The sequence below is a fragment of the Salegentibacter echinorum genome (assembly GCF_900129445.1).
GTDB lineage: Bacteria > Bacteroidota > Bacteroidia > Flavobacteriales > Flavobacteriaceae > Salegentibacter > Salegentibacter echinorum.
Window position 1 is genome coordinate 90,653 of record NZ_FQVT01000007.1, and the last position, 13,013, is coordinate 103,665.

Here is a 13,013-nt window from a genome sequence, read left to right on the forward strand (position 1 = left end):
CTCTTAAGAACTTAAATCGTGCTGAACACGATTTTCTTCCATTACGTTTTGGATCTCTTCAGCATCATAATAAATAATACCACCTACTTTTGTGTAGGGAAGGGTACCATTAATCCGTAAATTTTGAAGTGTTCCAGGACTTATTTGAAGTAAGTCCATCACCTCAGAAGATTTAAGATACTTTTTGATTTTTCCGGAAGATTGTTTGGCTAGAAGGTTTTTGATATCATCCAGTAATTCCATTTTGAATTCTTGAAGATCGTCGGTGGTAATAATACTTGTTGGCATAATAGAACGATTTATGGAAAAGCTTTAATAAATTTAAATAGTTAGCTTTTACCTGATTTAACTTTCGTTCTACGAATTTGGAGAGTTTTATTGGGTTTTCTTCACAAGTCGAACCCAAGTTGTGCAAAGATTTAACATTCTGTTATTTAGTGGTTTTTGAATTGGTTTAATATATAAAAGGCTTTTCTTATTATATAGAATTTGCTAAAATCTACTTTAAAGCAAACACCCAAGTTGAAACCAACTTGGGTGTTTGCTTTATAAATAATCTCTTTAAATTTAATTATCTGCTTCTTTAATTTTTTTCAGGAGGCTTGTTTTCAATAAATCTAAAAATCTAGCGTAATCTTCTTTACGTCCTCTGATTTCCAAAAAGCTTCGATAGTAATTTCCCAAGTTGATGTCAAATATTTTTTCAAAAGCGGTCGCTAAATCCTTAATGTCTCCTTTTACAGTTCCAGATGCTATTAATGAGTAAATAAGTTCAATTAAATCAATTTTATTTGAAGTCCACGTAAGACTCAAACTTTCTAATAATTTTTCATTGTTTGAAATTTTTCTTGTTGATTTTTTCAAGTCATTTAATTCATTGGTGTAATGGTTTAACAATAAATCATATGCCAAAATCTTTGCAACAGCATTATCGTGGCTAGTAGAGAATTCGGCATCGGTATAAAAATGAGATGTATCTGAAAGTAAGCCGATGTTATCATTACCACGTAAAAAATAAAACTCATCTAGAAAAGTAGCATTCTGTCTATAATATTTAATAAACTCAGCATTGTGATAATAATATTCCTGAAGTTTTTTTATTTCAGTGTCTAAGTATTTACGTTTTGACTTATCGGTACCTCTTGGTTTCTGAAGTAGGTATTTATATAATTTAGCATAAAACTTAAGTTGCCCGTAGATGAATGGTTTTTGCTTTTTGAAAAAGAGGATTTCATTTTCTTTATTGATAAAATTATTTTCTCGTAAAACAACTCTTAATTTTTGTAAATATTTTCGAGATATTTTAATGCCTTCTTCAACATTCGAAAATTCATTGAGGTTTTTGTCGTTAACGTCATCAAGCGCTAACTTACATTCATCAAGTATATGTTGTATTTCATTTGTCACTAAAATTTAGTTTTATCAAGCTGATTACATCTTATTGAACCTGCATAACTTCAATGATCATATTAAATCCTTTTCGAATTGATTATTAATATATTTATGTTGATAATCAATTATTTAGGTATGGATATTTTTTAAAACCTAATATAGTTCAATACATACGAAGCCATATTTTCTTAATTCATTAGCTAAAAAGTTATTTTGATGAGGTGGATAATTTACTCTCAATATGTTATCTACATCCTCTAAATCAAAATTCCAGTTTCCAGCTCCCACTAAAATGTCAAGCATTGCTCTAAGTTCATTTATATTGGTCTCAGTTGCTACTGAGGTCCTAAAAATTGATATTTCCATTTTAACCTCAACGTTTCTAACATTTTGTTTTTTAGGTACATTCATTCTATAGTTTCCCACCAATTTTCAAATTTTTGATCAATCATGTCTAGATATACCAGTTCACCGATTTTTGGAGTTATCAATGGAATATTACCCCCTTTATTTAATGCGGTAATTTCTGAAAGGGGTTCATTCCAAGGGTGTGCTGCAAGCGCAAATTTTGAAGAATGTACTGGAAATATCCGTTTCGCTTTTAAATCTACAGCCGCTTTTAATACATCTTTGGGAAGATTATGTATATATCTCCAAGCCTTATCATATTGACCGTTGTCCAATATTACTAAGTCTAAAGGACCGTGTTTTTCTCCAATTTCTTTATAATGGGTATCGTATCCGCTATCACCACCTAGATAGATTTTAAAAAGCGAGGTTTGCAGAACATATGAAGCCCATAGGGTGTTGTTTCTAGATAGCCCTCTCCCTGAAAAATGACGTGCCGGTTCTATAAAAACTATAAAATCCTTATCTAATTCGATTTTTTGATACCAGTCTTTTTCAATTATTTTTTTAGGGTCATATCCCCAATGTTCAAAATGAGAACCTACTCCAAGGCCACAAATAACTTTATTTATTTTGTCCTTTAAAGCCACCAAAGTTTTATAATCCAAGTGATCATAATGATCGTGGGAAATAAACAAGTAATCGATTTCAGGTAAATCTTTTACAGAATAAATATCCGTACCCTCAAATGATTTTATAGTATTTGGAATTGGGGAAGCACTGCCACTAAAAACAGGGTCAACTAAAATTCTCTTTTGGTTTATTTGAATAAAATAGGAGGAATGGCCAAACCAAACTAATACATTTTCATCAAGTGATAGATTTAACAAGTCTGTTTTAATTGAAGGTATTTTATCTTTAGGATAGTGATTAGGTTTATTTTTAATAAGGTTATCATACATCACCTCATAGTAATTATAACCCTTTGCCAAAACGGGAGTGTAATTTAAATTTTGGAATTTTCCATTCCGGTAATTGGGGGAACGTTTTATTTTTTCAAGTCTGGATCCAGTAGGTTTTTTGCCAAACATATCTTGTTGCATATATAAAAATGTAGATGTGATAAGCACGACCATTATTGTAATGAATATTATCATCAAATTTTTTATTATTTTTTTCACCTAAATTTTTTAAATTGTTTATAGATTCTTCGTTTCCTATTTCTTAGATAAGCTAATCACTTTATTAAATATAAAATCGACACCTTTATGAGGAAGAATAGAAGGTAAAGTCCAGTTAAAGAATCTTCCCGGGGTAAAAGTATAGCGTACTTTTGGAGAGGATGTTTCAAAAATTTTAAGGGTGAATTTGGCAATAGATGCTGAAGAGGCTGCATTTTTCTCAGCTTTTACCATCATTTTTTTGAAGCTTTTAAATGGTTGCTCATATCGACTGCCATTATATGATTTTTTATCCAGCTGATCTTTTTCCCATATTTTACTTTTAATCGCACCCGGCGCAAGAATAATTACCTTAATGCCGAATAAACTTAATTCTCGACGCAAGCTGTGTGAATAACCTTCTAATGCGTGCTTAGTCGTCGCATATGCGGAAAGAAATGGAAGGGACAATACACCACCTACTGAACTAACATTTATAATTCTGCCAGTATGCTTATTCGCTTTTGAACTAGTGCCAAGAAGTGGTAAAAGGGTTTGAGTAACGTGCATTAAACCAAAAAGATTGGTCTCGAATAAAGTTCTTGTATCTTCCAAATCCTGAAACTCGATGGGAGAAACAATTTCAATAGCTGCATTATTTATCAATCCATCAAGAAGTCCGTTCAGGGAAATCTCTTTTACATATCTCGCAAGATCGTTGACCTGTTCTGGATTCGTTACATCACATATTATAGGGTAAACATTTTCATTTAGTTCTTTTTTGAGTCTTTCGGCATCCTTGACTTTACGGATTGTAGCAATTACTTTGTAGTTAGCTTCTGAAAATTCTTTAGCAATAGAATATCCGATACCACTGCTAGTTCCCGTAATTAATATAGTTTTTTTCATTTTTTACAATTGAACAATATTTGTCAAAGGTATAATTATATATTGACAAAAAATGTATATTTGTAAAAAAAATATGACTAAGAAAGAACTAGAAGTCTTAAATGCCTCTAAAGCCATTTTTGTAAAGTATGGATATACCAAAACTACAATGAACGATATTGCTGAAGCAGTTGGAATTTCGAGACCTGGACTCTATCTTATTTACCCTAAAAAAGAAGAGATTTTCAAAGCTCTTATCCTTATGTTGTCGCAAGAACTTTCTGCGGAAGTAAAAAAAAGAAACGCTAAATTGAAAGAGCCGCTTTTAAAACTGAGAGAGGTGATGAATATTTGGGTAGTAGAAACGTACACTTGGTTAAATCAATCACCTGAAAGTGCAGAATTGTATGAAAATGAATTTTCTTTCACCAGAAATTGTATGCAAAAAAGTACTGACTTATTTATATCTGATTTAGAGGAAGTGCTAAAACTTTTTCCACATAAAAGCTTTAATAATGATATTGAACCTAGAGACGTTGCTGTTATTATCTCATCTGCGGTTATAGGTATTAAGAAACAGGTTGATGATCTGGATGACTTAAAAAGGCATATTGATTTACTTATACGAATTTGTATCAAGATTTAGATTTAATAATTTAAACTGAAATAAGTAAGTTGAATCGTATAGGTATCTTACTTACAGAAAGTATAAAATATTTATAAAACAATTTGAAATTTGATTCAGGAAATTTGGTGAATTTAATTTTTAATATCTATTAATCAGGTGCTTATTTGTTTTGTGAACTTTTGATAATAAGCAATTCAAATATATTTATCAGTATTACAGAATAATACTTGTCGTTACGAAATATATACAGCAATGTCAATCTATTAATTAAAAATGAATAATATTAATTTCGCGATTGTCAGTATTGTATTATAAAAGGTTTTGTTATCACTGAACCCTAATTAGGACTTCATTTGGATATCTCGGATCAAAATGTGCCAGTGATTTCGGTCGGTTAGTGCCAGGCATTTCGGTTCAATTTGTGCCACTTTTATCTGGCGGAGCAAACTTATAACGTTTCGTTTTGTGCCAGTTGTTTCGGTTCGTTTTGTGCCACTTTGAAAGATCAAGTAAATAATACCTTGTCGCTTAAAAACGAGCGACATGGCCAACACACTTGATCCAATGGACTTAAAACAAATCATTTCCCTCCATCTCGATGGGTTTAGCAACCGTAAAATAGGTGCTACCCTTGGGATCTCCCGCAATACGGTAAATACGTATATACGTTTTTTCAAGGCCAGCGACTATTCCCCTAAAGAATTGTTGACCTTTGACAATGCGACCCTGGAGAAGCTTTTTCCTTCCCACACTACTATTAACAACCCTCGTTTCGAAGATTTTGAGGGGGTCAATAAAGCCCGGAACCATCCTGGTTTTACTTTCCTATACCATTACCAGGAATATGTAGCGCAGGCCAAAGATCCTTACGGCTATACTCAGTTTATGGAACACTACCGGCGCAAGTATGCCAAGGTCAAAGGCTCCATGAAACTTGAACACGAACCCGGAAATGAAATGTTTATTGATTATGCGGGCAAGAAACTCCACATTATTGATAAGCAAACGGGGGAGGTGATCCCGGTAGAAGTCTTTGTGGCCATCCTTCCCAATAGCCAGTATACTTATGTGGAAGCCTGTAAAAGCCAGAAACGGGAAGACCTGATTACCTGCTGCGGCAATGCCCTGCATTTTTATGGAGGGGTGCCCAAAGCTATTGTCTCCGACAATCTAAAATCAGCGGTAACCCGTGCCAGTAGGTATGAGGCTGATATCAACCGGAGCTTTAAAGATTTTGCCAGGCATTACAATTGTGTGATCAATCCCGCCCGGGGGTATTCCCCACAAGACAAAGCTTTGGTGGAGAATGCTGTAAACCTTGCCTATCAGCGTATCTATTACCCACTTCGGGAGATGAGCTTCTTCTCTTTGGAAGATTTAAACCGGGAGATAAAACGCTTGCTAGTGCCATACAATAACCTGCTGTTCCAACGCAAGGAAGCCAGCCGCAGGGAGTTGTTTCAATCCGTGGAGCGGGAATACCTAAAACCCTTGCCGGAGATGGCCTATGAACTCAAAGGCTACCGAAGGGCAAAAGTTCAGAAAATGGGCTACGTTTACTTCTCCCCGGATAAAAGCTATTATAGCGTTCCCTACCGGTATATAGGGAAAGAAACCACTATCCATTATACCGGCACTGTGGTAGAGGTGTATTATTACCATCAGCGGATTGCTTTGCACCCACGAAATCCATCAAAAGGAAGTTATAACACCAACAAAGAGCATCTTAGTAGTACCCATAAATACTATAGCGATTGGAGTCCTGAATTTTTTAAAAAGAAAGCCGCCGTCCATGGGGAGTATGTAGTCGGCTGTGTGGAAAAAATCATTACCAAAGTGGACTATCCAGAAATAGGGTATAAACGCGCTATGGGTGTGATCCAGCTTCACAAATCTTATGGTTCCCAACGTCTGGACAACGCCTGCAAAAGGGCGCTACAAGCAGATGCCGCTAGTTACCTGCACATTAAAAATATCCTGAAAAACAACCTGGACAAAAGCTCTCTGTTTTACCAGGACCTCGAAGAAGATAAACCGCACATCCCAGAACACGATAACATACGGGGTGCTTCTGCATATCAATAATAAACTATTTAAATCCAATGAATATGAACAACAATCAGACTATTGAAAAACTAAAACAAATGCGCCTGGGGGCTATGGCCCAGTTGCATCTGCAACACCTAAAGGACAACCGCATAGAGAACATTACTGCCGATGAGTATCTCGCATTGTTAACCGATCACCAATGGGAAGACCGGCAGAACCGGAAAATAGAACGCCTTCTAAAACAGGCAAGGTTTAAACAACAGGCCAATCTGGCCGATATAAACTATACCCAAAACAGAAACCTGGATAAGAATATGTTTACCCGTTTAGGTACCCTGGATTTTATCACCAGGAAAGAAAATATTATCCTGACCGGGGCTTCCGGGGTGGGCAAAAGCTATTTGGCACAGGCTTTAGGGCATCAGGGGTGTATGATGGAATACAAGACCCTTTATACCAATACTGCCCGACTTTTTAAAAAATTAAAACTCAGTAAAATGGATGGTACTTATCTTAAGGAACTAGGTAAAATCCTCAAAGCAGATTTATTGATCTTAGATGATTTTGGCTTGCAGAGCTTTGATAATCACGCCAGGGAAACCCTCATGGATATTATTGATGATCGGTACAACAAAGCTTCTACCATTATATCCTCACAAATACCTGTATCGGCCTGGTATGATATTATTGGGGAAGGAACTATAGCAGACGCTATTTTGGACAGGATCGTGAACTCCTCACACCGGATCGACCTCAAAGGAGAATCATTAAGAAAAGGAGCTTTAAAGAACGAATAAGATTAATTTTTTATATAATTGCAGTATCTTTCAAAGTGGCACTGTTTGACCGAAACAGCTGGCACCATCACTCCGAAATAGCCACTTCATTTACTAGTACTAGGCTTTCACTTCTAATTCTATATGAAATTCTTTTCAATTAGCTAATCGATTTTATAAGAACGTAAATCTTAATTTAAGTATTTGCCTTCAAAAATTAATAACACTGTCTAGCGCATCATCCGCATCTTTGTGAATAAAGTTAGCTTGATAATTTATCGTGGTGGTAACAGAAGAATGCCGATAAAGCTTCTGAAGCATCTGAATAGGAATTTTGTCACCTGAAATATTACCAAAACTATGTCTAGCAATATGCATACTCATCTTTTTGGTAATGCCTAGTTTAGAAGCAACTTTTTTTAAATGTCTATTCAGGTTTCGGGTTACAGTTTGTGTTCTTATAGAAACCTTTTGAGTGTCTTCCAAGTCCGTGACGGTTAAATAATCGAAAATTAAATCATTATTCAATTGACTGTTTTGGCGATATTTTTTGAAGATTGAAATAGCCTTATCAGGTGTTTTTAGGGTTACGAGCTTACTGTTTTTATTCATCCGGTATCTTAATCTACCATCATAAAAATCAGACCACTTTAGTTTTAAAACATCACCTACTCTTATACCAGCAAAATAGAAACTAATAAGCCATACGTCGACTGCTTTTTGCTGAGCTTCTGTCAAATCTCTGTTATTCTCTAATTTTTGAATTTCTTTTCTAGTTAGTCCAATTTTTTGTGATTCAGGAATTCGTATCTGTACTTTCCCTTTACCAAAAGGGTATCTTCCTCTATCCACTAAAGATTCAGATATCGCCAAATTATAAATAGTTCTTATTAAGATCAGATAATTCACAACTGTTCTTGGCGAGCGTTTTTTATTGTGGAGTAAATATGTTTCAAATTTCCTGAGAAGGGGAACATTAAGTTCATTAAAAGATAACTCATTTTTTCTGAGAAAACTCTTAAACTTTTTAAGGCGACCAAGTTCAGTGTCATATTGATGATATTTTTCTCTGTCCTTTAAGTTTTTAAGATGCATTTCTGCTACTACAAAAAAATCAACTTTTTTCTTCTGCCTAATATTTTTTTTAATTGTTGTTACGGTCTGGTAATCAGAATTATTTTCAGCTTCTAGGACTTTTTTATTTGTTTCGGCAACTTTAGTAAGTAAAAAGTTATTAATGAAATTAGCGTTAGGATGAGATTTTCTAACGCATCTATTTTTCTCATCCCAATATCTTTCTTCAATATATTGACCAGTTCCTAAATAAGAGCTTTTTCTATCTTTGGTAATCCTGACAGCGATTGGATATTGACCTTCAGGATTTCTTTTTTTTCGGAGTACTGCTTTAACGGTGGCCATAATAAATGTTTTAGACTATAAAGATAATAAAAACAGGTACAACATAGGTACAACATTTTGTAGATTTAATTGATGATATTTGATTTCAAATACTATTAAAATTTAATTAGAACATTGAAAGTCAGTATATTTATGTAATATTGATGTTGTGTGATAAAATACTCATAACCCGAAGGTCACTGGTTCGAGTCCAGTTCCCGCTACTAGTAAAAACAAGGCTTCACAGAAATTTTAGGCCTTTTTTTATTTCCATTAGTACAGAATAAGTACAGAATAATGAGATTTTCGGGATGTGATTTTATCTAAGGGTATATACAGTTATATGGTAGTATAAATTTTAATTTACTGATTCCTTAAATTAAATGGTTCTTTATTTCTACCTGAATTAGTGGCGGGGATCCTTAGGAAAGTTTCACAATTGTACGAGTATCTTAAATATTAAAGAGGAATAATAGATAATAATTGTCTTTAAGGATTTTTTTCAATTTTCGATAAGCATTCTTTTTTGCTGAATGGACAGTATGAGGAGAAATTTGTAGTCGAATTGCGATTTGTGGGTTTTTCCCAATTCCAAAGATTACGATTTCCATTTCGTTGAACCTGCCTGAATCCCGAATAGGTCGGGAGGCAGAATCACTTCATTACCAATCTCCATTTTTGAAATTAAGTCCGCTTTCAATTCTACTTAAAAGAATAATTTGTTTCCATAACCCGTTCAGCACATTGCCGCTCCATTCCGCGAAAAGCTCCATTCAATGCAAAGAGCTTCCTTTGCAAAGTCTTGAACAAAACTCCAAAGCTTCCGATTTCCACTCCACTTGCCCGCTCATTCCCGAGAAAAATCGGGAAGCGGCCAAACTCCATTACAACCTCCATCTTTGAAATTGAGTCCGCTTTCACTTCTACTTAAAAGAATAATTTGTTTTCATAACCCGGTCAGCACATTGCCGCTGCATTTCACAAAAAGCTTGTCCTGAGCATTTCAACTTAGCCCAATTCAAACATTGTCGAAGGGCTTCATTACGGACAAAGAGCTTCCCTACAAAGGTCTTGGACACCATCCTCGATTTCTACTTTTCATTTCACTAATCTGCACTGCTAATTTGTAATAGAGAGCCTGTCTTGAGCATAAACAAAGGGAATTGTAATCCGAAATCGTGAACGGAGTCCGCTTTATCGGAATTATCATTTTTCGTTTAGTCCCACTTCCTATGTTTTCATACTTCACAAATGCATTTAGAATAACTCCCGCACCGCCGCTGTCCCTACCTTTTTTTGTAAGCAAAATACCAACAGTTGGAAGTTAAACGGACTGCATAACCGGTCGTGCCTCCCTTTTATAAGTCCTTATTAATTCCAACTATTGAAAATGTATCAGCAACAAAAAAAGGTAACAGCGGACGGCACTATGGGAAGTAAATCTAAAACAAATCTTATGAAATCTTACGAAAACATCAAAAAGGAAGCGGGACTAAAGTTAAAAAAACAAAAAGAGGAAAACGCTCTGGATATAATAAGTAAATCACTTCAAAAAGTATAAACCAAAACTATCTGAATGGTTCAGGTAGCATTTAATTAATCTTTAAATCTTTAGTCATGAGTACTTTAAAAAATCACGTACAGTTAATTGGGAATGTTGGCCAGGAGCCACAAATTACGAACCTTGAAAGCGGTAAGAAAGTAGCCCGTTTTTCACTTGCCACAAACGAATATTACAAAAACACCAATGGCGAGAAAACGCAAAATACCGAATGGCACACCGTAGTAGCCTGGGGTAAAACTGCCGAGATTATCGAGAAATATGCCAGCAAAGGCAAGGAAATCGGAGTGAGCGGAAAACTAAAATCCCGGAGCTATGAGGATAAGGACGGTATCAAAAGATATGTTACCGAAATAGAAGCCAACGAAATTCTGTTGTTGGGTACTAAGAACGGCAATAATTCAGCCGATTAATTTAAAAATTAAGAGGGCGTTTCCGTGGAAAGTCGCGCCCTCTTTCTTCATTATTAATTCTAAAAAATAATCAAAATGAAATCCCAAGTTAACGAAATTTTAGAAGGATTAAAACATTTTAATGGGTCTGAAACTATTTATCAAATCCCATTGATTAGAACCCGATATACAAACGGACTGAAATATTTAGCCAATGCAGCAGACTGCTATTGGTTGATAACAGATACTTCAATAATTGCAAAAAGCTTAATGGAAAAAAGCTATTTTATTACCATCGATTTTAAAAAATGTCAGGTAGGGAAGCAAGATTATTCTGGCAACGAAGCGGAAATCACGTACAGCGATGGCAATGGTAGAATTTTAGAAAAGCAAGGCTATAAGATTACGGATTTTCCACTCGATGAACTGCGGTTATTTTTTGTCGATAATACGCTAATGCTACCAAGCGAATATTAAGAAGTTTAAAAACTTAGCCTTATGTTTTATCTTAATTATTCAGGCTTGAACGAGGAAGTATAAAAACGACTTTTATACAGTTATACTTACATATTTAATATCTGAATTTTTCCAAATAGAACCGTAAAGACCTTTGAATCTTCAAGGGTCTTTTAGTGTTGTTTCAGTTTCTGGTTTCAATTATTCGCAAGGCTTTTGAACTTTTATTGTGGATTATTCTAAACTTCAATTTTTTACTTCTTAAAAAGTATAGTTCGTTTCTTTTCTAAAGAAAACGCCATTACTTTTTCAGGAATGGTATGAAATTTTTGTCCCGAGAAAATCGGGACGAAAAGGAATAGCAAGAGGATAACACGTTTCACGATGTTATGGATTCCTTTTTTGTGTTTAAATACTTGTTATTCAATTTCTTACCAGAAATTTGAATTTTATAATGTTGAGTTTTGACGTTATTTTTCACGGAAAAACGCTCTCAGCCCAACAAAATCAACAAATTTTTCACGGAAAAATGGATAAAGGATATGAAAAAGAACGGTTTGAGAGCGTAAGTTTAAAGACTTCGGTAGCAAAGAAATTCCATAGGTTTTGCCGGAAATTATCTAAATCAAAATCGATGACTTTGTTATCAATGATCGAATTTTTTGAGCACAATGGTATTTCACCTGAAGAATCGATGGGGCCTAAAATGCAAACGCTGGAAAGTTTAATTAAGAAGAGGATTAATGGGGTTATTGCCATCTTAAAAGATATGGAGAAGAGCCAAACAAAACCTACCGTGGCGATGATGCAATCCCTTTTTAAGGAAGCCGAACCCAAAAATAAACCGCTCATTTTGGAAAAGAAAAACAGTAGCGAACCCAAACCTAAATATCGAGAAAGAAGCCAAACAGATTAAAAAGGATCATTATGTATATCACCATCACTGCACAAAAATTGGGAAAAACTTATGCGCAAAGTGCTGCGGGTTTTGCAAATTATTTAGAGAAAGAGAATCAAGGTTTGGAGCAAAACCAACAGGAGCATTTCTTCAGTCAATATGAAGATAATATTTCTGCAGAAGAAGTTGTTCAGGAGATAGATGGGAATGCAGCAAATCTCAAAAAGAAAGAACCGAAATTTTATTCCATAACGGTGAACCCTTCTAAATACGAACTTGGTAAGTTGGAGAATAGCAGCAAAGATTTAAAACGATACACCAGGGAATTGATGAAAGAATATGCTTGCTCTTTTAATAGGGAGATTAACGGCCGTCCGGTAAGTGTGGATGATATAAAATATTACGCCAAGATAGAACATCAACGAAATTTTAAAGGGACAGACTGGCAAATAAGGGAAAACCAAACTTTTGCCACCAGGATACTTCAGCTAAAGAATGAGCTTCGGGATATAAAGCAGGGGAGGAGCGAAGGTGACATCAAAAAAATAAAAAGTGAAATTGGTAATTTGGAACGCCAGGCACCACATCAACAAGATGGGAAAAGAATCGTACAGGGAATGCAAAAGGCGGGGAACCAAAGCCATATCCATATTATTGTGAGCCGTAAGGATGCTTCCAATTCTTATAGTCTTTCTCCCGGAAGCAGGTACAAGTCTTCTGAAGTAGAGATGCATGGTAAAAAGGTTAAAAGAGGCTTCGACCGGGATGCCTTTTTTAATAAAGCGGAAAAGACTTTCGATAAAACTTTTGGGTACCAGCGGAATTTCGCAGAAACCTACAAAGCTAGAAAGCAATTTGTGAAAAGTCCTAAAATCTATTTTGCTTCTCTTATGAAATTGCCCACCAGCGAAAAGGCAATTGCTTTCAAGTTGATGCAAAAAACAGGAGCCCCAATAATGCCGAGCATTCCCACCAACCAGGCGCAACTGGCATTAAAGGTTTTTAATACGCTTAAACGTGGGGTGGGCGTAGCTATTAAATCAAGTTCTATCGGGATCTAATACTAA

Annotated in this window: 15 protein-coding genes; 8 read left to right on the forward strand and 7 right to left on the reverse strand. The window is 35.1% G+C overall.

Annotated elements, in window-relative coordinates:
- Nucleotides 1–3 precede the first annotated feature (3 nt).
- From BUA71_RS11730 to BUA71_RS11750, 5 genes are all read right to left on the reverse strand, one after another.
- Nucleotides 4–288, reverse strand: coding sequence for a helix-turn-helix domain-containing protein (locus BUA71_RS11730; RefSeq protein ID WP_072879973.1), 285 nt, complete (start codon nt 286–288; stop codon nt 4–6).
- A 279-nt stretch (nt 289–567) separates the two neighbouring features.
- Nucleotides 568–1,407: an RteC domain-containing protein gene (locus BUA71_RS11735; RefSeq protein ID WP_072879976.1), complete on the reverse strand. Its 840-nt coding sequence runs from the start codon at nt 1,405–1,407 to the stop codon at nt 568–570.
- A gap of 138 nt (nt 1,408–1,545) precedes the next feature.
- A complete protein-coding gene (locus tag BUA71_RS11740; RefSeq protein WP_083572093.1) occupies nt 1,546–1,803 on the reverse strand; it encodes a hypothetical protein in 258 nt (85 codons plus the stop codon).
- On the reverse strand, nt 1,800–2,921 hold the full coding sequence (locus BUA71_RS11745) for an MBL fold metallo-hydrolase (RefSeq protein WP_072879978.1): 1,122 nt from the start codon (nt 2,919–2,921) through the stop codon (nt 1,800–1,802). Before BUA71_RS11745 ends, BUA71_RS11740 begins: the two co-directional genes overlap by 4 nt.
- Nucleotides 2,922–2,957: 36 nt before the next feature.
- Nucleotides 2,958–3,809 (reverse strand): SDR family oxidoreductase, encoded by an 852-nt coding sequence (locus BUA71_RS11750; RefSeq protein ID WP_072879981.1) that lies wholly within the window; start codon nt 3,807–3,809, stop codon nt 2,958–2,960.
- Between the two features lie 73 nt (nt 3,810–3,882).
- On the opposite strand from BUA71_RS11750, the gene BUA71_RS11755 reads away from it, so the two are divergent.
- From BUA71_RS11755 to istB, 3 genes are all read left to right on the forward strand, one after another.
- The gene (locus tag BUA71_RS11755; protein WP_175545959.1) at nt 3,883–4,434 is read left to right on the forward strand and encodes a TetR/AcrR family transcriptional regulator; all 552 of its coding nucleotides are present in this window, start codon (nt 3,883–3,885) and stop codon (nt 4,432–4,434) included.
- 525 nt (nt 4,435–4,959) lie between these two features.
- Entirely contained in the window at nt 4,960–6,501 is a 1,542-nt protein-coding gene (istA, locus tag BUA71_RS11760; RefSeq protein ID WP_072879984.1) for an IS21 family transposase, read from the forward strand.
- 23 nt (nt 6,502–6,524) lie between these two features.
- Complete coding sequence (istB, locus tag BUA71_RS11765; RefSeq protein WP_072879986.1) at nt 6,525–7,262, forward strand: IS21-like element helper ATPase IstB; 738 nt, start codon at nt 6,525–6,527, stop codon at nt 7,260–7,262.
- Between the two features lie 189 nt (nt 7,263–7,451).
- Here the strand turns inward: istB and BUA71_RS11770 are convergent, their stop codons facing one another.
- Nucleotides 7,452–8,660 (reverse strand): site-specific integrase, encoded by a 1,209-nt coding sequence (locus BUA71_RS11770; protein WP_072879988.1) that lies wholly within the window; start codon nt 8,658–8,660, stop codon nt 7,452–7,454.
- Between the two features lie 431 nt (nt 8,661–9,091).
- Nucleotides 9,092–9,250, reverse strand: a complete 159-nt coding sequence (locus BUA71_RS18010) for a helix-turn-helix transcriptional regulator (RefSeq protein ID WP_139277096.1) — start codon at nt 9,248–9,250, stop codon at nt 9,092–9,094.
- Nucleotides 9,251–10,029: 779 nt separating this feature from the next.
- Here BUA71_RS18010 and BUA71_RS17640 point away from each other — a divergent pair.
- From BUA71_RS17640 to mobB, 5 genes are all read left to right on the forward strand, one after another.
- Nucleotides 10,030–10,200: a hypothetical protein gene (locus tag BUA71_RS17640; RefSeq protein ID WP_175545956.1), complete on the forward strand. Its 171-nt coding sequence runs from the start codon at nt 10,030–10,032 to the stop codon at nt 10,198–10,200.
- Nucleotides 10,201–10,256: 56 nt separating this feature from the next.
- Nucleotides 10,257–10,613, forward strand: coding sequence for a single-stranded DNA-binding protein (locus BUA71_RS11785; protein WP_072879991.1), 357 nt, complete (start codon nt 10,257–10,259; stop codon nt 10,611–10,613).
- A gap of 75 nt (nt 10,614–10,688) precedes the next feature.
- The gene (locus BUA71_RS11790) at nt 10,689–11,069 is read left to right on the forward strand and encodes a DUF6876 family protein (RefSeq protein ID WP_072879993.1); all 381 of its coding nucleotides are present in this window, start codon (nt 10,689–10,691) and stop codon (nt 11,067–11,069) included.
- Between the two features lie 433 nt (nt 11,070–11,502).
- Nucleotides 11,503–11,964, forward strand: a complete 462-nt coding sequence (locus BUA71_RS11795) for a BfmA/BtgA family mobilization protein (RefSeq protein WP_245812579.1) — start codon at nt 11,503–11,505, stop codon at nt 11,962–11,964.
- An 11-nt stretch (nt 11,965–11,975) separates the two neighbouring features.
- Entirely contained in the window at nt 11,976–13,007 is a 1,032-nt protein-coding gene (mobB, locus tag BUA71_RS11800; RefSeq protein ID WP_072879995.1) for a MobB family relaxase, read from the forward strand.
- Nucleotides 13,008–13,013 lie beyond the last annotated feature (6 nt).

Bases quoted from the DNA above. Each gene is read 5' to 3' on its own strand.
- mobB (WP_072879995.1), top strand. From the start codon at position 11,976: ATGTATATCACCATCACTGCACAAAAATTGGGAAAAACTTATGCGCAA.
- BUA71_RS11730 (WP_072879973.1), bottom strand. From the start codon at position 288: ATGCCAACAAGTATTATTACCACCGACGATCTTCAAGAATTCAAAATG.
- BUA71_RS11750 (WP_072879981.1), bottom strand. From the start codon at position 3,809: ATGAAAAAAACTATATTAATTACGGGAACTAGCAGTGGTATCGGATAT.
- BUA71_RS18010 (WP_139277096.1), bottom strand. From the start codon at position 9,250: ATGGAAATCGTAATCTTTGGAATTGGGAAAAACCCACAAATCGCAATT.
- istA (WP_072879984.1), top strand. From the start codon at position 4,960: ATGGCCAACACACTTGATCCAATGGACTTAAAACAAATCATTTCCCTC.
- BUA71_RS11795 (WP_245812579.1), top strand. From the start codon at position 11,503: ATGTTGAGTTTTGACGTTATTTTTCACGGAAAAACGCTCTCAGCCCAA.
- istB (WP_072879986.1), top strand. From the start codon at position 6,525: ATGAACAACAATCAGACTATTGAAAAACTAAAACAAATGCGCCTGGGG.
- BUA71_RS11770 (WP_072879988.1), bottom strand. From the start codon at position 8,660: ATGGCCACCGTTAAAGCAGTACTCCGAAAAAAAAGAAATCCTGAAGGT.
- BUA71_RS11785 (WP_072879991.1), top strand. From the start codon at position 10,257: ATGAGTACTTTAAAAAATCACGTACAGTTAATTGGGAATGTTGGCCAG.
- BUA71_RS11790 (WP_072879993.1), top strand. From the start codon at position 10,689: ATGAAATCCCAAGTTAACGAAATTTTAGAAGGATTAAAACATTTTAAT.
- BUA71_RS11755 (WP_175545959.1), top strand. From the start codon at position 3,883: ATGACTAAGAAAGAACTAGAAGTCTTAAATGCCTCTAAAGCCATTTTT.
- BUA71_RS17640 (WP_175545956.1), top strand. From the start codon at position 10,030: ATGTATCAGCAACAAAAAAAGGTAACAGCGGACGGCACTATGGGAAGT.
- BUA71_RS11740 (WP_083572093.1), bottom strand. From the start codon at position 1,803: ATGAATGTACCTAAAAAACAAAATGTTAGAAACGTTGAGGTTAAAATG.